The sequence below is a fragment of the Parashewanella spongiae genome (genome assembly GCF_004358345.1).
GTDB classification, from domain to species: domain Bacteria; phylum Pseudomonadota; class Gammaproteobacteria; order Enterobacterales; family Shewanellaceae; genus Parashewanella; species Parashewanella spongiae.
The window spans coordinates 4,263,683-4,286,646 of sequence record NZ_CP037952.1 but is presented as its reverse complement, the minus strand read 5'-3'; the positions used below and the strand labels follow the sequence as shown (position 1 = coordinate 4,286,646).

The following is a 22,964-nucleotide window of genomic DNA, read 5'->3' as shown; positions in this document are numbered from 1 at the left end:
GAATGGAAGACAGAGCGATAGCAGTTGAAAGACAATTTATAAATTCTATTTTAAAGCAAGATTTTTTAGATATTGATGAAGGCTGGGATCATAAAAGGCTTGGTTTGACCGATGCTGATTTTATGGGGATGTTTGAATCTCAATTAAAAAGTCGTTTGTTAGATTTAGAATCTCGAAAAATGCGTGCCCGCAACCAAGGCTTTTATACCATCGGTAGCTCAGGGCATGAAGGTAATGCTGCTTATGCGATGGCACTTAGAACCAATGATATGGCATTTTTGCACTATCGCAGTGCGGCATTTTTGTTAGAACGCGGTCGACATGTAGCTGGCGAAACTCAATTGTGGGATATGTTGCTTTCGTTTTCAGCATCAAGTGATGATCCTATATCAGGTGGGCGTCACAAAGTATTGGGGAGCAAAACACTGTTTGTCCCACCCCAAACTTCTACAATAGCCTCACACTTACCTAAAGCTGTAGGTGCTGCGCTGAGTATTCCGCTTACTGACCGTTTGTCCATCGATGCCGATTTACCACATGATGCTGTCGTGCTGTGTAACTTTGGTGATGCTTCAGCGAACCATGCCAGTGCCCAAACCGCTATTAATGCAGCAGGTTGGGCTGCTTTCCAGCAAGTGCCAATGCCTCTACTTTTTGTGTGTGAAGATAATGGTATTGGAATTTCAACTATCACCCCGAAAGGATGGGTCGAGGAAAACTTTAAACACCGTGCAGGTGTTGAATATTTTTATTGTGACGGAAGAGACTTATTAGATTGCTATCGTGTGTCAAAACAAGCTTCGGACTGGGTTCGCTTTCATCGAAAACCTGCATTTTTACATGTTCGTACTGTGCGGTTAATGGGACATGCTGGTAGTGATGCCGAAATTGCTTATAAAACCCGTGAGCAAATTCTAGAAAATGAAGGGCAAGATCCGTTATTGATAACGGCAAAACAGATAATTAATGCCGGATTGCTTAATCCAGAGCAGATTATTGCTTGGTATGAAGCATTAAAAAAACAAATTGAATCCGTGTCAAAAGTTGCCGCAATGCGCGCAAAATTATCACACATTGATGACACGATAAAAGCTGTAATCCCGCCAAAATCATTACAAGGAACAACGCCTAATTCACTCTCATCTGAGGATTTTAATCAGCTTATGAAAGCAGATAAAAACTCCTTAGACAAGCCAGTACACATGGGGAAGTTAATCAATTTAACCTTAACTGAGTTAATGGCTCGCCACTCAAATATTGTGGTATGTGGCGAAGATGTGGGGAAAAAAGGCGGCGTATATCATGTCACTTCACGGCTGGTGGAGCGTTTTGGGCCTAACCGCGTGATTAACACTTTGTTGGATGAAACTTCAATACTAGGCTTAGCCATTGGTATGGCGCATAACGGTATATTACCCATACCCGAAATCCAATTTTTAGCTTATGTGCATAATGCAGAAGATCAAATTCGTGGGGAAGCGGCAACACTACCATTTTTTTCTAATGGGCAATACACCAACCCTATGGTGATCCGCATTGCAGGCTTAGGCTACCAAAAGGGCTTTGGTGGGCATTTTCATAATGATAACTCGCTAGCCGTATTTCGTGATATTCCGGGGTTAATTTTAGCCTGCCCATCAAATGGCGCCGATGCGATGGGAATGTTGCGTGAATGCGTGCGCTTAGCGCAAGAAGAACAACGCTTAGTTGTGTTTATCGAACCTATTGCACTGTATATGACACGAGATTTACACGAAACGGGTGACAATTTGTGGAGTCATCAATATCAAAAACAAGATGTTGCAAAGCCGTTACCCTTTGGGGAGCCAACTTGTTTTGGTACAGGTAAAAAATTATGCATCATCAGTTACGCCAATGGCTACTATCTTAGTCGACAAGCAGAGAAAAAATTATCAGAGTTAGGTATTGAATGCTCAATAGTGGATATTCGCTATTTAGCGCCATTGAATGAACCGGCTATCGCAGCCATTGCATCAGAAAGTGAAAATGTGTTGATTGTCGATGAATGTCGTCGTAGCGGTAATGTGAGTGAAGCATTGATGACATCGTTGCAAGAGCAGTTATCAGATAACTGCCCCAAACTGGCAAGGTTAACGGGTGCAGATTGTTTTATCCCCTTAGCCGATGCTGCAACACTGCCACTTCCTGATAAAGACGCGATTGTTGAGGCCGCGCTGAATCTAATTAATAAGAAGTCTTAAGGTACTTACACATAATGCAAAAACAAAGAGTTGTCGTTGTCGCTCCGGGTAGAGGTTGCTATAACAAAGAAGAGTTAGGCTACTTAACACGTTATCATTCAGATAAAAGAGATTTTATTTCTGAAATTGATGATTACCGTGCAGAGCATAAGCAACAGCCGATCAGCAAATTAGATGCTGAAAATAAGTATTCATTTAAGTTACATACTCCCGGAGAAAATGCATCAGCACTTATCTATGCCTGTGCAGCGGGTGACTTTATGGATATCGATCTCGATAAATATGACATTGTTGCTGTTACAGGTAATTCAATGGGTTGGTATATCGCATTGGCGCTTGCTGGAGCTTTAGATCCAGATGCTGCAATAGATGTCATCAATACTATGGGCTCAATGATGGCAGGCGGCTTGATTGGGGGGCAACTTCTTTACCCCGAAATCGACGATAATTGGCAAATAGATTATCAAAAAATAGCACTTATTGATGGTGTTATAGAGCAAGTTAATCAGCATAATGGTTGTGAGCTGTATACATCCATTAACCTTGGTGGTTATCGTGTATTGGCTGGGAATGAGGCGGGATTGAAACAAGCTGAAGCCTTGTTACCTCAACACGATAATCGCTACCCGATGCGCTTATATAATCATGGCGCTTTCCACACTCCTTTAATGAAGGAAATTAGTGAAAAAGGACTGTCTGCTTTAGACGAAGATTTATTCCAACGACCTGATGTGCCACTTATAGACGGGCAAGGTAATATTTGGAGTCCATATTATTGTGACTTGAATGAGTTAAGGGACTACACATTAAGCCATCAAGTTACCGAAACTTATGACTTCAGCAAAGCAATTGAGGTTGCGGTTAAAGAGTTTGCGCCTGATAAAATTATCGTGCTTGGCCCAGGAAATACACTAGCAGGCCCAATTGCTCAAGAGTTAATAAAGCACAACTGGTTTAACTGGAGTTCAAAACAAGACTTTGTTGATGCACAGTCTAGTGAGCCGATTTTGATAGCTATGGGGCTTGAAGAGCAAAGGAAATTAGCTTAAATTTCCATAGTCTTGCTTTTGTGAAACATGGACCTCCGCTTAATGATGACGCTTTGTGTTTCACAGGCTTGTGGGAAGCTTTATTTATGATCAAACGGATTTATTTGAGATAACAATACATAAGCATTAACTCCTTCATATTAATCTTCATCTTTGGCGCAGTTTAAACCTCCATCAGATCTGATACGTAGAAAATACCCATCAAGCATGTCATAAACCTATTAAATTCGATTTTTATGCTAACAACAGTATTAACAATGGGTTAAGCGGTATTAATTTGCTGAATATACTTTATTAAACGACAATTAAGGAAAGAGAAGGCGGCATGAGTTGTAAAGTTGAAAGAATGCCAATGTTTTAATTTTTTACCAGTAATTTAATTGCTTAATGCTTTTGTTTTGAGTGAATAGCAATTAGGAGGTGTGTTATGTCCCTATTAGTTAAAAGCAATCCGGGAGCGTGGGGAAGACGAAGTCTGGGGGCAAAAAAATTACAAAAGATAGAAAAAGCGGCTTCGATTGAAGAGGCTGTAAAAGTCACAAGTATTGAGCGCATAAAAGATTGGTTTTGCGGCACTGATACAGCAGAACTCAGCCGTTTATTATTTATCCTCAAAAGTAAATCAAATAAAAGTGAATTTGAGTCAGCAAAAGAGAAAGTAGAAGCATTTGTAACCTTAGCGGAGCATGTCGATTTTGAACATGAAAAATGTTTGAAAATGACTCTAACTCAAGGGCCGTTAGGGCATCATGAAGAGCATCGTGTAAGTTTTAAAATTGCTGGATTTGAAGAAACGTTTCCTGAAGTCACTTTCACCTTTCCAAAAATAACTCATATGCATGTTGAAGATGAGGAATTTTCTCAAGAGAAAGATTTAATTAAACAATGGTGTGAAGCAAACCATTCTAAAATTCCGCTTGAAAGGAAAAAAAACATAGTTGGAAGCGAAGCTATATCTAACTGGAATCGCTCAATAGATGAAATTAAAAATGAATTGGAGATAAAAATACAAGGACGGCTTGAGATCCATTTAAGCGGGGTATCAGACGGTGAAAGAGAGCAAGAAATTGAAAAGTTTGTGGCTCGAGTTATGGAGGCATCTAACGATACTGAAAATGAAGAATTAAAATTAAATTTAATGGCTCGCATTGAAAACAGACAAAGCATTAAGCCTTGGCAGGCCTATAAAGCAAGGAAAAATCAAAAAATCACTAATGAAAAACAGCCTACGGACAAGGCTCCAGATGGTTTTGTGACCATGACTTACACGTCAAAGGAAGATCCTTCAGTAAGCCATTCATACTTAATAGACAAAAAGCAAATGTTACCTCCAATTCGTCAGCCCAAAGTAAATGTTCAACCAGGAAATGTTCAACCCAAAGGTGCATTTAAAGAAGTCGTGGAGCGAGATGAAAACTATATTAAATTGAAAGGCTTTAGGCCTGGAATTATTGATACTGACTATCTTTTGGAACTCACTGAAGCAGAAGCGAATGAACAACGACAGGCTCAATTAGAAGAACTAAAATCAGCCTTATACGGAAATTCTTTTACAGGTACATCGATAGCCCCAGGGTTACTTGGTGTTTATTCGGGACCTGAAGGACAATTGCTTGCGGCAAATGGTGGTGAAGATTTACAAAAAATAATTTTTGGAACACAAGGTCGAGGAATTACAACAAAAATCATTCCCTTGAAGGCTTATCAACAACTCTGCAAAGATATTGCGCAAGCTCATGAGCACTCTATCTACTTTCGCGACATTAAAAGTGCCAACTTGTTATACAGAGATACACTCGAAGGAGTCAGTGGAGAAAAAATAAAGCTCGAAAACCCAAGAGTCATGATGATTGATATTGATGATTTAGTATCTCCGACTGTGGGGCAAAAACATCGTTGCGTTGGAACTTATTATTACTCTACATACGAATTGTTGGAAGCAAGATTATCATACGAGACAGATAGCCCTGAGAGAAAAAGTAAAGCAGAAGGTGTATTAAAAAGCGCAGATGATTATGCTTTATTGCTATGTCTGCTAGAAGGTACATCGACTGAAATTAGAGGTATTCCTTTCACACCACATGATGAGAACCTTCCCTATAGTGGCGGCCTCAATAACAAGGCAAATGTAGATAGCGTTCAACAAGATGTTATTTACGATGCAGTGGAACAGATTGTTCTCTCAGAAGATGTACCGAAAGTGCTTAATTTCTTATCTGATCCTATCAAGTTTCCATTAGATAAACATGTGCTTGAGGTTATTGATTGGAATAGAACGGAACGTATTGGGCAATAAAGCCAGTGGATTAGCGATTTAAAGATGAGTACCAAAGAATTGCAAGAATGCAGCAGCAAGGTCTGCCAATTTTAAAGCAGAGAGCTAACCTGCTAGACAATAAATCGAAGCCTAGTCAGCGTGCAGCTTTTGAGTACCAATTACAACAACGAATGAAAGATGGACCACGGACAACATTAGAAAATCAGGTTATGTCGATTAAGGATAGAAAAAGAGAGGAGTGAGTTTTGTAATAATTGATCAGCTAATAAAAGTAAGCTTACTCTATTTGAGGGCTTACTTTTGTTCGTTGAAGCAAGTAGCTTGTCGTGTTCACTTATCTTCTTGTCAAAGAAAGTAAACAATAGTCAACATTTGTCAACTTAATATCTATAAATGAGGTTAGTGCAAAGACAAAAATTACGCTTTGATATACTGCATTCCATTCTCGGTTTTCAGAGCACAATAATGACAAATAACTTTTCTTCAACGGCTTCATTTCTTTGGTCGGTAGCCGATCTCCTTCGTGGTGATTTTAAGCAATCTCAATATGGTCGAATTATCCTGCCTTTCACGTTATTAAGGCGTTTAGAATGCGTACTTGAAACCACTAAGCCTTAAGTGCTGACCAAATATGAAGCGGTAAAAGTCTTGCCTTATGAGGCGCAAGATAAGTTATTAACGCATGCAGCCAACTTCTTAATATTGAATTTTTATAGATTAATCAAGGTAGTCGAGTATGAATCTTACCCGACTACAAGCCATTATACTCGCAGCCAGCCTAATTGTGTCTGAAGAGTAAGTTTTTACATTATTTAAGTTAGATACTATATAGCATAGCCATTTTGATTAGTTCAATCTATTTGAGTTAATTCAATTATTTCTAATCGTTTGTCTGTTGATTTTTGGACAGCCCAATAACAACAAGCACACCTCCTCCCATGATTAAGCAATAGCTAAAGGTCAACATTGATCCCTGATGTAAAAAAGCAAGGACTATAAATGCAATACTTGCTGTCATATCAAGTAGTAAATGGTTCTTATAAGAAAATACCCCTTTCATAGAAAAACGGTAATCAGTAAATAAACTGTATGTAATTAGACCTATTCCTGCAGCAATAGAAAACCAATGAACGAATTCAGAATCCGTTCTGATTGGCAACATAAACGGGGCGATAATCAATGCTAAAGCAGCTGTATAATCAAGAATCCCATGAATTGTAGGGGTAATAAAACGAAAAGACATTTATTTATCCTTATTTGGTTTTGAGTCGAAACAATTATTAAGTAACACATTATGATTGTCAATACTGTTTTTAGTCGAAACTTAAATAAATTGATCCTCTTAAAGGTATAACTTAAAATGTAGAGATGACATATAATGATCCCATCGATTATCTAGAAGCTCTATTTACTATACTTAGAGCGGAACAAAAGCAGCTTGCAAATATCACAGGTTTACAATCTATTCATTTACAAATTGTTTATTATCTTGGACGCTGTAACCGTTATAGCGACTCGTTAAAAAACTTAGTAGATTTTATTGGCCAAACCAAAGGTACAACGTCAAAATCAGTTTCCTTGTTGGAAGCGAAAGGGTTCCTAGTAAAAATTGTTGATTTAGTCGACAAGCGCAAAGTTCATTTGTGCTTAAGTAAAACTGGTCAGCAACTAGCACGAGAACAACATCAGCCATGGTTTGATGCACTTAAACAATTACCTAGTGAACAACAATCTGCATTCGCAAGTGACTTAAATAGCTTTCTAAAAGCAATACAAGAAAGTAATCAGCATCAAAAATTTGGAGTTTGTGAAAGTTGTAAACATTTAATCAGAAGTGATGATTTTTTTAGATGTGGTTTAACAAAAGAAACGTTAACCAAGTCTGATCTGCAAAAGATATGTGTATATCACCTAGAATAAAGAGCTATAAACCTTATGCTCCTAATGTCTCGACCTACATTAAGTGAGGACAATAGTAAGTGAATTTAATTGAATGAGTTACTTATGCTAACTGTAGCGGCTCAATAACATAATCACTTGGGCTCGATTACATCCGACATTCTGAGATCACATTAATTGAGAATGGGCTCGATAACATAATGGTAGAGCCCACATTAAGTAATAATAAGAACGGAGATGCTATGAATGCCGCTAACAGAGGCTATTTTTACCTACTTGTTTTGCCAAAAATCCCATTAAGTTAAGGCATTACTAACAAGGTTTTGCCCCAAAGTGTTTTAGAGTGTTAACTCTTAAAAACTTGTCATGATATAATTTTGCATTAGTTTTAATAATGAGATTAGTGCTCAGTTTAAGGCATATCAAAATTATACGAAGTTAAGATTTTAATCCTTCATTGCATATTTTAGTACCGTCGTTTTCATATGTTTATATCCAAAATTTTTGGCTTTATTGTTATTGCTTGAAAATAGCATTTGATAAAATTTTTGATGCGTAGGATTCGTATTCTTTTCATACCAGAGGCGCAATATTGCTTGTCTTTGTTCAAGAGGATTTGAGTATGAAGCGTCTATGTCAGCCAAATCGGTTCGTGTTAAGTTAAGCTTACTCGTAATCTCTTTATAAAAAGTAAAATCTTGCGCCAAATCTTGAATATCATCGTCTGACAAAGTTTTATCAAGATGTCCATCACTTGTTACTTTCTGTAACTGCTCTTGTGTGAAATACTTTGCTTCTAATAATTTAGTGACAGTGTCATCGTAATCTTTTGACGCTTGCACTTGGGGATCTTCGCCTTCTAATTTGATAAGTATTACTAATTGTTTGCTTCCATAATTAGCGACTTGAGCATAACGGCTTGATAAGAGCATTTCGAAAAATTTTCTCATAGTTGAATCTATGTTCCTTTCACACCAGAGAGATAGTACTTCTTTTCTTTTTTCTGTTATTTGCCCATGGAATTTGAAGTTAATAGTGCTTATGTCTGAATCTGTTAGCTTGAAATCACTTGCAGCTACTTCCCAAAAAGTAAGTTCTTTTGATATTGTTTCAATATCTGCTTCAGTCATCATTCTCTCAAAAAAGCCATTTTGTACTGCTTTTTGTAATTGAACATCTGTAAAGTATCTTGCTCTTAATAATTCAGGAATATGTTTATTCAGCTTTGGCGAGTCTGGTGATGAGTATTCCTCTGAAGAAATTAATGGGATCGATGGAAGTTGTTGAAATATTTTAGGTTGATAGGGTTGACGTTGAGGGTTTTGTGCACTTGAATAATGTGCTTGATACCCACCTTGGTGAAACGCCGAGACATCGTAAGTGGGCGTTGCTTGATCTACACGATTATGTTGCATTGAGTCGAATTTTTTAACATAGATAAATAGTTTTTCGGCCGAAACCCAGAAGTGGTTTTCTTCAAGAACAGCCACAAGTTCTTTTAACGTTGAACAAAACGGTCGAGCGTTTTGCCACAATTCTAAATACTTCCTGGCCTGCACCCTTCTGCTAGAAAACTCTAATGGAACATCATGCCTACTAACATCATTAATATGTAGTGCGACTTGTACTAATTCAATAGGATAAAGGTGTTCCTCAACCGCATCTCTGGCCATTGGGTGGGCTGAAAGATTCGTATTCATTGTTCTACTATGAGTAACCTCTCGTTTTAGCGAGTCATAATTTACAGGTTTTATCTGTGATGCTTGTCTAGGAGTGGGTGCATAGGGTGCTGGAGGTAACCTATATAAATCAGATTGCGAGACAGACATTAAGAATCTCCTTACATTATTCAAATTCAATAATTATTTGTCGTATGGCCGCATCTTTCAGTATTAAGTCAATTAATCTAAAAGCTTATACAAGCTAACACTTTGAAAAAATGAAAAATAGTATACATTAATGAATATTAACCTTTAGTTTTATCGAGGTCGCAACGTTCTGTCGTATCTTTGTCTCTACATTTAAGGCTGTTGATTTGTATGAGATAACTAGATTGTTAATAGCCGATCCTGCAGTTTTTATTTGTTGTAATTTCTATTTTAACAAAATCAATAAATTGTAATTACAGAATTAAATCCACAATAAAATCGTGAGTAACGCTAACCAATTGAAGTTTCGACGTACTCAAAAAGTCAAGCACGATAAATAGGCAATGCTCAGAGCTGCTTTTGTAACGTGGAAAGTTTATGTTTACCATAAATTTTCTAATTCGAAATGGTGTTGTGATTTTTAAATTTCTGGCTCATTTATGTCCAAAAACGAGTCAACCAGCTGATATTATTTAATTTGTAGCTCATTTAAATTGGTTTATTTATAGAATCGTTTAAAGTGAGCAAGCTGGTTTTTATAAAGTCATTTATTGTGAGCAGAAAATGACGGATAAATGCGAGCAACTACAGTTAATGGGCAGACTTGCTCAATACTATCATTCCTGAGTTGAATTCATCCTCGATAAACTCAAGTCCAAATTCATCTTTGATAAAACTTATCATTCCATTTTTTAACGTATTATTGCCATGGAATCCAGTTATGATCGATGTTATTTTGGGTTCATTGTTTTGTTTGTGGTAACAAAATAATAGTTTTGCGAAAGCTAATGGAACACCTCGAATATGTGTACCATTGCCTGAATGTCCTTCGAAGATTTTATCCATATGCAAATCGATACAATGATTCATTAAGCCAACATTTTTTTTATATATTCCTTGTGTTATCCCTTTATTAATCATGCTTGCGAAATTATCTTTTTCCAGCGGCGCAAGTTGAGCATGCATTTGTGAAAGAGTACTCATGTTACATTTGCTCATTATTTTTTCTAAATACCATATTCCAGTGTCTAATTCCTTTGCCTTAATACATACTTTAATAAAGGCATTGTAAATGGCAACATCAGGCTTGATGTCCCACTGCTGAATTAAGCTGGCTGTATCGCCATCGCCCAACACCAATGATCTGGCTTCTGCATAACGTCCCGCTTCAGCGCAGGAAGCCAGCAAATTCATGCAGGTGATTTGATTGGCTTTTAATGGTAAATGAGGTGCCATCACGGGCTTATCACCACACACCAGTCGCCAAGCACTATCAAACTGGCCAGTTTTAGCGCATACCGTGATAAAAGCATTGTAAATGGCAACATTAGGCTTGATGTCCCACTGCTGCATTAAACTGGCTTTAGCTGTATCACCATCGCCCAACACCAATGATTTGGCTTCTGCGTAATGTCCCGTTTCAGCGCAGGCTGTCAGTAAATTCGTGCAGGTGATTTGATTGGCTTTTAATGGCAAATGAGGTGCCATCACGGGCTTATCACCACACATCAGTTGCCAAGCACTATCAAAATGGCCAGTTTTAGCGCATGCCGTGATAAAGGCATTGTAAATGGCAACATTAGGTTTGATGTCCCACTGCTGCATTAAGCTGGCTGTTGCTGTATCGCCCAACACCAATGATTTGGCTTCTGCGTAATGCTCCGTTTCAGCGCAGGCTGTCAGCAAATTCATGCAAGTGATTGAATCTGCCTTTAGTGATAGATAAGGTGCTATCACAGGCTTATCACCACACGTCAGTTGCCAAGCACTATCAAACTGACCCGTTTTTGCGCATACCGTAATAAAAGCATTGTAAATGGAAACATCAGGCTTGATGCCCCATTGTTGCATTAAGCTGGCCGTATCTGTATCGCAATCGCCCAACACCAATGATTTGGCTTCTGCATAACGCCCCGCTTCAGCGCAGACAGCCAGCAAATTCAGGCAGGTTATTGAATCTGCCTTTAGTGGTAGATGAGGTGCCATCACGGGCTTATCACCACACACCAGTTGCCAAGCACTATCAAATTGGTCCGATTTAGAGCATACAGTGATAAAGGCATTGTAAATGGCAACGTTAGGCTTGATGTCCCACTGCTGTATTAAGCTAGCTGTATCGGCATCGCCCAACACCAATGATTTGGCTTCGGTATAACGCCCCGTTTCAGCGCAAGCTGTCAGCAAATTAATGCAGGTGATTTGATTGGTTTTTACTGGCAAATAAGGTGCCATCACGGGCTTATCACCACACACCAGTTGCCAAGCACTATCAAACTGGCCCGTTTTAGCGCATACCGTGATAAAGGCGCTGTAAACGGCAACATCAGGTTTGATGTCCCACTGCTGCATTAAACTGGTTGTTGCTTTAGCTGTATCGCCCAACACCAATGATTTGGCTTCTGCATAACGCCCCGCTTCAGTGCATGCCGCCAGCAAATTCATGCAGGTGATTTTATTGGCTTTTAATGGCAAATGATGTGCCATCACGGGCTTATCACCACACATCAGTTGCCAAGCACTATCAAAATGGCCAGTTTTAGCGCATGCCGTGATAAAGGCATTGTAAATGGCAACATTAGGTTTGATGTCCCACTGCTGCATTAAGCTGGCTGTTGCTGTATCGCCCAACACCAATGATTTGGCTTCTGCGTAACGCCCCGCTTCAGTGCATGCCGCCAGCAAATTCATGCAAGTGATTGAATCTACCTTTAGTGATAGATAAGGTGCTATCACAGGCTTATCACCACACGCCAGTTGCCAAGCACTATCAAACTGACCCGTTTTTGCGCATACCGTAATAAAAGCATTGTAAATGGAAACATCAGGCTTGATGCCCCATTGTTGCATTAAGCTGGCTGTATCTGTATCGCAATCGCCCAACACCAATGATTTGGCTTCTGCATAACGCCCCGCTTCAGCGCAGACAGCCAGTAAATTCAGGCAGGTTATTGAATCTGCCTTTAGTGGTAGATGGGGTGCCATCACGGGCTTATCACCACACACCAGTTGCCAAGCACTATCAAACTGGCTCGTTTTTGCGCATACCGTGATAAAGGCGCTGTAAATGGCAACATTAGGCTTGATGCCCCATTGTTGCATTAAGCTTGTTGTACCTTTATCGGCCAACACCAATGATTTGGCTTCTGCATAACGTCCCGTTTCAGCGCAGGCCGTCAGCAAATTCAGGCAGGTGATTTTATTGGCTTTTAATGGCAAATGAGGTGCCATCACGGGTTTATCACCACACACCAGTTGCCAAGCACTATCAAACTGGCCCGTTTTAGCGCATACCGTGATAAAGGCGCTGTAAACGGCAACATCAGGTTTGATGTCCCATTGCTGCATTAAACTGGCTGTGCCTGTATCGCCCAACACCAATGATTTGGCTTCTGCATAACGCCCAGTTTCAGCGCAGGCAGTTAGCAAATTAATGCAGGTGATTTGATTGGATTTTAATGGCAAATGAGGTGCCATCATGGGCTTATCACCACACACCAATTGCCAAGCACTATCAAACTGGCCCGTTTTAGCACATACCGTGATAAAAGCATTGTAAATAGCAACATTAGGCTCAACGCCCCATTGTTGCATTACGCTGACTTCAGCTGCATTGCCTAGCACCAACCTTTTGCCATCTGAAAAATTTAAATTTAACTTAATTAGTTTCAGTAATAGAGTGCATGTTTTCGCTTCATAGGACGATGTAAATCGTATTATGTCATTAAAAATGCCGTCGAAATTAGATGAATGGCTGTCAGAAAACTCGGCCACTTTGTGCAATAATTTATGGATTAATCTTATGTCCCATGATGTTTCCATGATCTGTTTGTCGTTTTTTAGGCTGTGAATGATTTCAATAAGCTGCGAAAGTTTAGCGCAACCACCAATTAATGCATTTAAATCAATACCCAGTTGATTTTTGGTTTTCTGTTTAAGTTTCCAAGAGTGAATAAGCCCACTGGTCTGAGTAAAAAAGGAGTCAGGAGAGGAAGGTTGTTGCTGTATTTGCTTGGGATACCGAGTGCTCGATTTTGGAGTAATGGAGCGGGGCTGAGTTACAAAACGTCGGCAAGTATTACTTGGCTTCTTACAATAATGAGCCTCTTGTGTACGAGAGTTAAAGCAAGTCGACGATGATTTATTGTTGAAAAAATCATACAGCTTTTGTCTATTGGTTTTGCTTAATCTTTGATAACACTGTTGTAAGTTTTCATTACCATCAAACTTTGAAACCTCAAAGTTAAGATATAATATGGCTTCGCTTGGGTATTCTTGGAGACTTGTAAGCATGAATCTATATATTGATTGTTGCTCAGCAGGAGTGCGCACTGTCGCCATCTCATTACTCAATAAGTGAGTGAATTAACAAGCAAGAAATAACGCACTGAAAAGATAAATTCAAAAATATTCAGCTTTAAGGCATTCTATAAATGTATAACAGAAAATTATCCACCGCACAGGGGAGCCGTTTGGTAGCTCATAGTTGCACCTCAGACTCATACAAAAGATAATGAAATTGAGCGTAAATTGGTTTTGTCCCTCCTTTGCCAACTTGGTCGGCTGGCGCATTTTTGCCCCAAAGTGTTTTGGTTTTAAATCTGATTGAAGTGTAATGTGCCAGTTGAATTGACTGACACATTAAATTTAGACGATGTTGAGTCACAACCTAACTTTTCGTGAAAAAAAGATCAATTGCTATTTGATTCTTTCTCCCCTCTTTTAAATCGCTGTGAGCAAGAGGCGCAATATTTGCAATCACAATAGGTTCATCTTTAGTTTCTATGCTGTGTAAAAAATATGGTTTTACAGAATATATATCTCCTTGCTTTAACGGAAGAGCTTCTTTAGATCCAGAAACAACCTGATCATCTTTGACTTCTGCTAAATGTAAAATACCAGAACCTTCTACTATCATGAATATATCAATATCACCATAGGTATGAAAGTGTGGCTTTTGTTTACGGTTTGCATCAAGTTTAAAGACTACGAACCCATATTCACCAGCTTCTGACATAACAGATTGAGTTACATCTGTAGTGGTATCTACAGAGTTTGCTTGTAACTCAGCATGATAGTTTTTTACTTCCAATATTTTTGACTTCATCTCATATCCTTATAACACCATTTATTTCAACAGATAAAAAACAGGACAAGATTGTGAGATGATTTGGCTCATAATTTTATGTCCCTCAACAAACTCAGAGCTAATGTTTATGGTCCATTTATTGAGGAACCATTCACACCGAACTGACCGAAATGTGATCTACACTCATTCTTGAACTTAGCTTGAGATAAAGAACTCTTTATTTGTTGCTAAATTAAAAATTATCAGTTCTTAAGTTTCATATAAAAATAGACTAAAACTCTTAATTAAGTTTGAATTTCTAACAGTTTTTGAATATTCAGTTCAGCTTCGAATCAGTATAATTGACACGAAAATGTCCAGAAATGGTTTACAGGACGAAACACGGAAATGCCCCATTCCAAGCTAGCAACGCCAATACGTGACGATACTATTTCTAATAAATAGTCGTTAAAAATCATATTCTTTCGACAGACTATTTTGTAACAAAGCAGACCTAATAATTAACTTTTATAGGGGCTCGTGCTATAAGTTTGCCTCAAGTGCTGTTGTAATGAAAACTACCATTTTTTAACGGGCTTAATTCAGCCATTTTTCGTCAAGATAATATGTTTTTTTGTGATGTTAGCGGTGATTTCACCCTGAAGTTACTTTTCGAAGTGCATGCAAGAAGGCGTTATGGTAAATAAGCTTTAGTGGTGACAGGCCTGAAGAACGCGCCAGCATGCTTACACTACGACAATATTTAAGGTATGATTTTTTGAATTATTAAAACAATCAGTTATGTGCAACCTGAGCTTGGATATCAATCCGTGTAAATGAGCAATGCACAAATGCTAAAACGTTATGTTTTTCCATACTTCCGCATGTTTAACTAGTTTTTAAGTTTATTGGCCACTTTCATAAAGTAGGTATTTTGATGGTGGCGTTAACATCTTGATTTTTATTGTTATTATTATTTGGCTTGGATTGTGCTTGTTGTAGAATTAAATTTAAAGGAATGACTTACTAATGAATAAAAATAGAATGTGGCTAGCAGTTTTTTTATGTGGAATATCCATTTGGACTTATAAGGTTTTCAATACGGCGCAAGCATACAGCGTGGCCAAAACGGCACTTGAAAATCGTGTTGAAATTGATGAGTCCTTGGGCAAATATAATATAACTTATGATTGGTGGTTTGGTGTATTCAGGGCGTTGCGTTATGGTGAAGTTCAAGAGTTTGAATTTCATTAATCTAACAGAGGTTATCGATATTATTCTAGTTCTTTCGGTGTGACATTCTGTTAACTTGGATTTTATGAAGTAGCAATCACCAGTCATGGTGCTTTTTATTGATAAGCTATGTAGTAACGTTACTTATTTTCTGCAATATTTTAGCTTTTTGTATTGAGCTTTTAGACTCCATGAATTCATTCATTAGAGCTGTTATCTCATCATCATCAATGAATTCTTGCTCAACTCCAAATTGGCGGGTATAACGGTTTAGCTTGCAAGCTCCAATGGTAAAGTGTCCTTTATCAGTGAGGTCGATATACAGTTTACCTTTAATGATAATGTGCTCGTCATAATTATCAAAGAAAGGGTGAACAACCTTAAATGCACCTGATGAACGTGGATATAGCTTAATATCCTGCCTTTCAACCGTATTTGGTATTTTATCAAGCACTTCTTGATCTTTTTTGATCTGATTACAGTCACAACAAATAACGCATAAGTTCTTGGGTTCAAATATAAAGTTGGGATACAAAGATTTTGGGGCTATATGCTCGATATTTGCATTTCCTGCAGCAACTAATGATACGTGCTCTTTGCAATAGGCGCATATACCTCTTTGCTCATTACGATAAAAAGCTCTAATAGTGCTTCGAACTTCTTGTAAGTCGTCCTTGCTCCAATCTTGATGCTTGAAATCTTCATCTGATAATTTATCTTCAATTACCAGAGAGTGAAGCTCGTTATATTTAATTTGATTATTTATTAGAGGCATAAAATTCTAAAACCTCCTTGATTGATAAAATTAAATCATGGATTGGATCGTCTTTCTCAAGTAAAGGAATGAACCCAAGAAGCTTTTCTAAATTTACTTTATCGTCATCCGTTACAGCTTTTTGTTTTTTTACTTTTGAAAGTAAACCAAAAGCTAAGCGGCTAATATACTCATTTCTATAGCCCGGTGCGTCGAACAACTCTGTTAATTGGAAGTCCGATGAGCGATTCCTGAAAAATGATGAAGGATAAATTTCGTTTTTAGTCAGGGAGGTAACGAAGCAGTTTTCGTCACTAACATTTGAGATTATTTGTGGTGAATGTGTAGCAATGAAGAATTGGCAATTTTTATATTGTGAAAAAGCTTTAACAAGCATAGGCATAAACTCTTCTTGCCATTTTGGATGCATGCTTATTTCAGGTTCATCAATGAATATCAACGAATGATCTGTAATATGCCCAGCTATCCCAAGCATAATGAGAAGCATACATTGCTCTCCTGAACTTGCTTTTTGTAAAGAAAGTTCTTTCCAGTTTTGTTTGTATAGTAAGAAATCACTCAGTTTTATCAAGTTGAGTTTGAGTAATGTTCTGATATGTGTAAAAAAAAGTAATTTCATCTAGCTGAGAATCATTTGGGAAATTAATTTTTTCAGCTTTAAAATCAATATTGATTTTAATTTCTTTTTTCTGTTTAGTAAGACTGCGAAGAGACTCTATTGCGGAAGGCAAACAATCTAGCTCTTCATCATTTAGGCTCTCCAGCCCTTCGATAATCTGCGGTGTTTCTTCTAACTTTAGTTGCTGCAGAAGTGGGTAAGTTACAGGAGATACTGTAGAACCGAATAAACCAACCAACTTAACGGTATTACCTTGTTTCAAGTTACTCTTTAAGGTTAGGTTGATGGACGGAAGGTACTCTATTGCTTCAAAAACGCTTATTAGTTGTCCATAATTATTTTTCGTTAAGTACCTTTCAATGATTGCGTTACTAACTGAAGAAAAAAGGTTTGTTGCTGATGAGGCGTATGAATTTGAGCGGATTCCAACATATCTATAATTAGACACTCGAAAGCTTTTAGTTTTTCTTTTAGGTATGTTTGGAAACTTATCAAATGGGCTAGTTGATACTGCAATCACTTTTGGACTTTGAAAGCTTTCTAGAACATATTGGTTATAAACGGCAGGCTCATGGAAGTAATGCGTTTTTCTATAGGATAGAACCATCCTGTTAAGGAGACGACTTTTTCCAATTCCATTTTTTCCAATAATAATACTAAACGTGTTTTCTTGTAACTCACTGGGAATAACTAATGGCACACTTCTGTTCGCGTGTGGGAAAGAGGTTATTTGATCCATCCATGCACTCTTAAATTTACTACGAAATATAATATTTATATAGGCTACTGTACTTTTTAAGTTCGATGAACAAATTTTTTTAATTTGTTTTTTATATCACTGTATTGGTATGCAACCTGACCCAGAACCTGACCCAATTTTGCATTTTTAGAATTAGCCGAAATGAGTTACTAAACGCCAGATACAAAAAAAGCCTGTATAAACAGGCTCTTTTCGTTTGAATCAATGGTGGCCCCTCGCAGACTCGAACTGCGGACCTGACGATTATGAGTCGTATGCTCTAACCAACTGAGCTAAGGGGCCGACTTAAGATAGTCGTCACTATCAAAAGCGAACTGAAGTATACGAACTTTATTTAAGCTTGTCACCCCAGAATGACCAAGAAATCCACCAACTTGAATTAAATGGTTAACAGATAATCAAATGCGATATTATTTAGGCTTTAAAACGAAAAAACTCTGCACATGTGCAGAGTTTTTTTAAGGGAATAGCAATCGTTGTTATTCGTCTAAGAATGACTTAAGAATTTCCGAACGAGAAGGGTGGCGTAGTTTACGTAACGCTTTCGCTTCAATTTGACGAATACGTTCACGAGTTACGTCGAACTGTTTACCAACTTCTTCAAGTGTGTGGTCGGTATTCATGTCGATGCCAAATCGCATACGCAATACTTTTGCTTCTCTAGCGGTTAAACCAGCTAAAACTTCATGAGTCGCATTTTTTAGACTTTCGCCAGTGGCACTGTCCAGTGGTAGTTCGAGGGTAGTATCCTCGATAAAATCACCTAAATGCGAATCTTCGTCATCACCAATTGGTGTTTCCATCGAGATTGGCTCTTTAGCGATTTTTAATACCTTACGAATTTTATCTTCAGGCATTACCATGCGTTCAGCTAGCTCTTCAGGTGAAGGCTCTCGTCCCATTTCTTGTAGCATTTGTCGCGAAATACGATTCAGCTTATTAATGGTCTCTATCATGTGTACCGGAATACGAATGGTACGTGCTTGATCCGCGATAGAGCGAGTAATAGCCTGTCTGATCCACCATGTTGCATAAGTTGAGAACTTATAACCACGGCGGTATTCAAACTTATCAACCGCTTTCATTAGACCAATGTTACCTTCTTGAATAAGATCCAAGAACTGTAAACCACGGTTGGTATATTTTTTAGCGATAGAAATTACTAGACGTAAGTTAGCTTCAACCATTTCTTTTTTGGCGCGGCGAGCTTTTGCTTCACCGATTGCCATACGACGGTTTATGTCTTTGATGGCAGAAATAGCCAAACCTGTTTCTGTTTCAATTGAAACAAGTTTTGAAATACAACGTCTAATATCGCCTTCTGAGCGAATTAAAGCATCAGAATACGATTTACCTGCAGTTGACTCTTTAGTGAACCATTCATCATTTGATTCATTACCTGAAAAAAGCTTAACGAAGTTCTTTTTAGGCATTTTAGCTTGATCAACAGCAAGCTTAAGGATTAAACGTTCTTGAATACGAACGCGATCCATCATCGAACGCATGCTTTTAACTAAACGATCGAACTGTTTTGGAATAAGTCGGAACTCTTTGAATAATTCACCGAGTTCGAATAGCTCTTTTACTGCAAGATGATGCTCACGGCCATGTTTCTCAATGGCTGCTTGTGTTACATCAAATGCTGTTCTCAGTTGCTCAAAGCGTTCTTTTGCTTCTTCAGGATCAGGCCCTTTGTTGCCTTCTTCTTCTTCATCTTCTTCGTCATCATCTTTTTCGAGTTCTTCTTTAGGAAGATCGGAACCGATGTGCGTTGCTGTCGGTGCGACTTCATCGTCATCTGGATTAACAAATCCAGAAATGATGTCGGTTAAGCGCAATTCTTCAGCTTCATACTTGTCGTATTGCTCAAGGATCATTGCAATCGCTTGAGGATACTCAGCGACAGAGCTTTGAACTGTGTTGATCCCTTCTTCAATACGCTTAGCGATAACAATTTCGCCTTCACGAGTCAGTAGTTCTACTGTGCCCATTTCACGCATATACATACGAACTGGATCGGTAGTACGTCCAAGTTCACTTTCAACAGTAGCTAATGCAGCAGCAGCTTCTTCAGCTGCATCTTCATCGGTGCTGTCCTCTGACATCATAATGTCATCGGCATCGGGAGCTTCTTCATAGACCCGAATACCCATGTCATTAATCATCTGAACAATATCTTCGATTTGATCTGCATCGACCATGTCTGCAGGTAAGTGATCGTTCACTTCTGCATAGGTTAGATAACCTTGTTCTTTACCTTTAGCAAGTAACAGCTTAAGTTGCGACTGCGGCGTATGATCCATAGATATCATCCAAGTTGGGTAAACAGTTTACGACGATGAGCGTTCGGACTATTAGCTAAGCTAAATATCCACGCAAAACGTCCATTATAACCTTGTGCACTACCTTGTGCTAGTCCAAGAGCAGGGTTTAAAAAGATATTTCGTCCTTATGGCAAGCAAAAATCACATATTTAAGTGATCTCTTCTTTGCGATAGGGGAATTAACTTTGCCCTTGAATTATGGATATCAGCTTTTGTAGCTGTACCCGTTCTTCCTTGGTGTGGTTTTGTTTTAGGCTGAGTTCTTGATATCGCTGTTCTAAATATTGGTTATTTAACCAAACGAGCGCTTTTTTAAACTCAGACTGATGGTTTTCTTCTTTAACTTGGTGCTCCCACTGAGCTAACTTTTTAAGCGTATTTAGCTGTGGTAACTGTCTATACTCTTCAATCAGTTGAGCACTGCTTAGTTGGCGAGTACGAGTCAAGTCGAGAAGTTGGTTAAGCAAATCCAGCCCTGGCAAAGATAAATAGGACAAAGCTGGTTGTGGTGGCAAATTGATGCCAATTTTTGGGTTTTGAACTAATAGTGCAATAGCCAGTCGGAGTGGTGTTCCACGTCCTTTTAGTGCTTTTGAACCCATTGGGTTTGAATTGCTATTAATTTTAAAACCAAATTTCTTTTTAAGTTCTTCACTGCTGTTCATTCCCAATTTATGGGCTAAATTATCAAGCAATAAGTTTTGTAAAATTTGATCTTGAATTTTCTCGATTAAATTCATTGCTTGTTTAGCAAGCTTGCTTTTATCACCACCAGATTCTGCCGTTAAGCTTTGAAACATGAATGATTTAAGAGATTGTGATTGTGCAATCAATTGCTCAAAAGCAACTTGGCCAATTCGCCTGATCATCGAGTCTGGATCATCACCATCATCAACGAACATAAATTTTACTTGATCGCCGGGCTTCAGTAGGGGTAATGCTGTTTCTAGGGCTCGCCAAGCGGCCTCTCTGCCTGCACGATCGCCATCATAGCAACAAATCACTTCTTCAGCATTACGCAGTAATAATTGAAACTGCTCGGCAGTGGTTGATGTGCCTAGCGAGGCAACGGCATAATCAACACCAAACTGAGCTAATGCTACTACGTCCATGTAACCTTCAACAATTAAGATTTGTTTAGGATTACGATGTTTTTGTTTTAATTCATAGAGGCCATAGAGTTCATTGCCTTTGTGAAAAATAGGTGTTTCAGGTGAATTGAGATATTTTGGTGTGCCTTCACCTAATACTCGTCCTCCAAACCCAATTACTCTGCCACGTCTATCATTAATTGGAAACATGAGCCGATCACGAAATCGATCATAACGTCGACCATTATCTTTCTCGATTAACATGCCAGCGGTAAGGAGTTTGTCCTGTGAATCTTGTTGGCCACGATATCGACCCAGCAAGTTGTCCCATCCATCTGGAGCAAAGCCAATACCAAAAGAGCTTATTACATCCGCTGATAGGTCGCGATGTTCAAGATATTTCAGTACTTTCTCTTTCTCTGGGTGCTGTCTTAGTTGAGTTTGATAGAAGCGATTGGCTTCATCCATCAACTGATAAAGATCACGGCTTAAGTTTTGATCTTTTTTGGGGCCTCGATATTCTTCTCTAGGAACATCTAAACCAATCAGTGAGGCTAACTCTTCGATGGCATCAACAAACTCAAGACGATCGTATTCCATAACGAAATCGATAGCGTTTCCGTGAACACCACATCCAAAGCAATGATAGAACTGTTTGTCATGACTGACAGTGAACGAAGGGGATTTCTCACTGTGAAATGGGCAGCAAGCAGAATAATTCTTGCCAGCTTTTTTGAGCGGCACTTTGCGGTTGACGAGTTCAACTATGTCTGTGCGAGCAACCAGCTCATTGATAAAATCACGAGGTATTGCCATAGTTCCACTTTATGCCGATTAAAACAAACAAGCCGCGCAATTGCACGGCCTGCTGTAACGTTAAAAGCGGTTATTTCAATTTTGCACGGATTAATGCACCAATGGCACCCATATCTGCACGGCCTTGAATTTTGCTTTTTAACGCACCCATTACTTTACCCATATCCGCCATGGTTGCTGCACCTACTTCTGTGACGGTTTCCGCAATAATTGCGTCAACTTCTTCTGAAGTTAGAGGCTTTGGAAGGAATGTATTAATTACATTCACTTCAGCGGCTTCTATGTCAGCAAGATCGCTGCGGTTCGCTGCTTCATATTGAGCAATCGAATCGCGGCGCTGTTTAACCATTTTGGTTAAGACCGCTATTACCTGATCATCATTCAGAGATTCGCGGGTATCCACTTCAATCTGTTTAATGGCGGCAAGTGCCAAACGAATAGTTCCCAATCTCGCTTTATCTTTAGCGATCATGGCTTGTTTCATCTGGTCTTTTAGCTGATCAATTAGGCTCATAGTGGATTAATATAAACGTACGCGACGTGCGTTTTCGCGAGAAAGCTTCTTAGCTAGACGTTTAACTGCAGCAGCTTTTGCGCGCTTACGACAAGTCGTTGGTTTCTCGTAAAATTCACGAGCACGTACATCTGCTAAGATTCCAGCTTTTTCACAAGAGCGCTTGAAACGACGAAGAGCTACGTCGAATGGTTCGTTTTCACGTACTTTAACAATTGGCATACGCCATCACCCCTTAGGTGTAGTTAATTTTGAAAGAAAACACCCATGTGGGTTAATTTTCAATCAAGGTTGATTTTAAATTGGTTCGGAATTTTACACTCACAAGATACGATTTGTAAAGCGCAATACCGAAGAGTTAGATAGAACTTTTGTCTATATGGCTTCGATTGCTGGTGAATCAATGAGTCAACGGGTAGAATCGTTCGCCTGATTGATTATAAAGAATAGT

The 22,964-nt window shown here is 38.7% G+C and carries 16 protein-coding genes, 1 tRNA gene and 1 pseudogene; 6 read left to right on the top strand and 12 right to left on the bottom strand.

Translation table 11 applies throughout. The features are described from left to right. The first annotated feature begins 2 nt into the window (after positions 1-2). From E2I05_RS16995 to E2I05_RS16980, 4 genes and pseudogenes are all read left to right on the top strand, one after another. Positions 3-2,222: a dehydrogenase E1 component subunit alpha/beta gene (locus E2I05_RS16995; protein WP_121853440.1), complete on the top strand. Its 2,220-nt coding sequence runs from the start codon at positions 3-5 to the stop codon at positions 2,220-2,222. Positions 2,223-2,236: 14 nt separating this feature from the next. Beyond that, on the top strand, positions 2,237-3,271 hold the full coding sequence (locus E2I05_RS16990) for an ACP S-malonyltransferase (protein WP_121853439.1): 1,035 nt from the start codon (positions 2,237-2,239) through the stop codon (positions 3,269-3,271). 427 nt (positions 3,272-3,698) lie between these two features. Beyond that, positions 3,699-5,567 carry a protein kinase family protein gene (locus E2I05_RS16985; RefSeq protein WP_121853438.1) on the top strand — a complete coding sequence of 623 codons (1,869 nt, stop codon included), beginning with the start codon at positions 3,699-3,701 and terminating at the stop codon, positions 5,565-5,567. 444 nt (positions 5,568-6,011) lie between these two features. After that, positions 6,012-6,278: pseudogene (locus E2I05_RS16980) on the top strand (type I restriction-modification system subunit M N-terminal domain-containing protein); the annotation flags it as partial. A gap of 151 nt (positions 6,279-6,429) precedes the next feature. On the opposite strand, the gene E2I05_RS16975 reads toward E2I05_RS16980, so the two are convergent. Further along, positions 6,430-6,792: a hypothetical protein gene (locus tag E2I05_RS16975; RefSeq protein WP_121853437.1), complete on the bottom strand. Its 363-nt coding sequence runs from the start codon at positions 6,790-6,792 to the stop codon at positions 6,430-6,432. A 125-nt stretch (positions 6,793-6,917) separates the two neighbouring features. On the opposite strand from E2I05_RS16975, the gene E2I05_RS16970 reads away from it, so the two are divergent. Beyond that, on the top strand, positions 6,918-7,469 hold the full coding sequence (locus E2I05_RS16970; RefSeq protein WP_121853436.1) for a MarR family winged helix-turn-helix transcriptional regulator: 552 nt from the start codon (positions 6,918-6,920) through the stop codon (positions 7,467-7,469). A 425-nt stretch (positions 7,470-7,894) separates the two neighbouring features. Here the strand turns inward: E2I05_RS16970 and E2I05_RS16965 are convergent, their stop codons facing one another. From E2I05_RS16965 to E2I05_RS16955, 3 genes are all read right to left on the bottom strand, one after another. Then, on the bottom strand, positions 7,895-9,277 hold the full coding sequence (locus E2I05_RS16965; RefSeq protein WP_121853435.1) for a hypothetical protein: 1,383 nt from the start codon (positions 9,275-9,277) through the stop codon (positions 7,895-7,897). Between the two features lie 630 nt (positions 9,278-9,907). Next, entirely contained in the window at positions 9,908-13,654 is a 3,747-nt protein-coding gene (locus tag E2I05_RS16960; protein ID WP_121853434.1) for a pentatricopeptide repeat-containing protein, read from the bottom strand. A gap of 328 nt (positions 13,655-13,982) precedes the next feature. Next, positions 13,983-14,420, bottom strand: a complete 438-nt coding sequence (locus E2I05_RS16955) for a cupin domain-containing protein (RefSeq protein WP_121853433.1) — start codon at positions 14,418-14,420, stop codon at positions 13,983-13,985. A 990-nt stretch (positions 14,421-15,410) separates the two neighbouring features. Here E2I05_RS16955 and E2I05_RS16950 point away from each other — a divergent pair. Continuing rightward, positions 15,411-15,635: a hypothetical protein gene (locus E2I05_RS16950; RefSeq protein WP_121853432.1), complete on the top strand. Its 225-nt coding sequence runs from the start codon at positions 15,411-15,413 to the stop codon at positions 15,633-15,635. Positions 15,636-15,741: 106 nt separating this feature from the next. On the opposite strand, the gene E2I05_RS16945 is transcribed toward E2I05_RS16950, so the two are convergent. From E2I05_RS16945 to rpsU, 8 genes are all read right to left on the bottom strand, one after another. Further along, on the bottom strand, positions 15,742-16,389 hold the full coding sequence (locus E2I05_RS16945; protein WP_121853431.1) for an HNH endonuclease: 648 nt from the start codon (positions 16,387-16,389) through the stop codon (positions 15,742-15,744). Further along, the gene (locus E2I05_RS16940; protein WP_207805280.1) at positions 16,373-16,960 is read right to left on the bottom strand and encodes an AAA family ATPase; all 588 of its coding nucleotides are present in this window, start codon (positions 16,958-16,960) and stop codon (positions 16,373-16,375) included. Before E2I05_RS16940 ends, E2I05_RS16945 begins: the two co-directional genes overlap by 17 nt. Beyond that, the gene (locus E2I05_RS16935; RefSeq protein ID WP_121853429.1) at positions 16,944-17,747 is read right to left on the bottom strand and encodes a hypothetical protein; all 804 of its coding nucleotides are present in this window, start codon (positions 17,745-17,747) and stop codon (positions 16,944-16,946) included. The genes E2I05_RS16940 and E2I05_RS16935 overlap by 17 nt, the downstream gene beginning before the upstream one ends. A gap of 226 nt (positions 17,748-17,973) precedes the next feature. After that, positions 17,974-18,050, bottom strand: a tRNA-Ile gene (locus E2I05_RS16930). 197 nt (positions 18,051-18,247) lie between these two features. Beyond that, positions 18,248-20,071, bottom strand: a complete 1,824-nt coding sequence (gene rpoD / locus E2I05_RS16925) for an RNA polymerase sigma factor RpoD (RefSeq protein WP_121853428.1) — start codon at positions 20,069-20,071, stop codon at positions 18,248-18,250. 200 nt (positions 20,072-20,271) lie between these two features. Next, a complete protein-coding gene (gene dnaG, locus E2I05_RS16920; RefSeq protein ID WP_121853427.1) occupies positions 20,272-21,999 on the bottom strand; it encodes a DNA primase in 1,728 nt (575 codons plus the stop codon). 70 nt (positions 22,000-22,069) lie between these two features. Beyond that, on the bottom strand, positions 22,070-22,513 hold the full coding sequence (locus E2I05_RS16915) for a GatB/YqeY domain-containing protein (RefSeq protein ID WP_121853426.1): 444 nt from the start codon (positions 22,511-22,513) through the stop codon (positions 22,070-22,072). Between the two features lie 6 nt (positions 22,514-22,519). Next, positions 22,520-22,735: a 30S ribosomal protein S21 gene (gene rpsU / locus E2I05_RS16910; protein ID WP_121853425.1), complete on the bottom strand. Its 216-nt coding sequence runs from the start codon at positions 22,733-22,735 to the stop codon at positions 22,520-22,522. Positions 22,736-22,964: the final 229 nt, after the last annotated feature.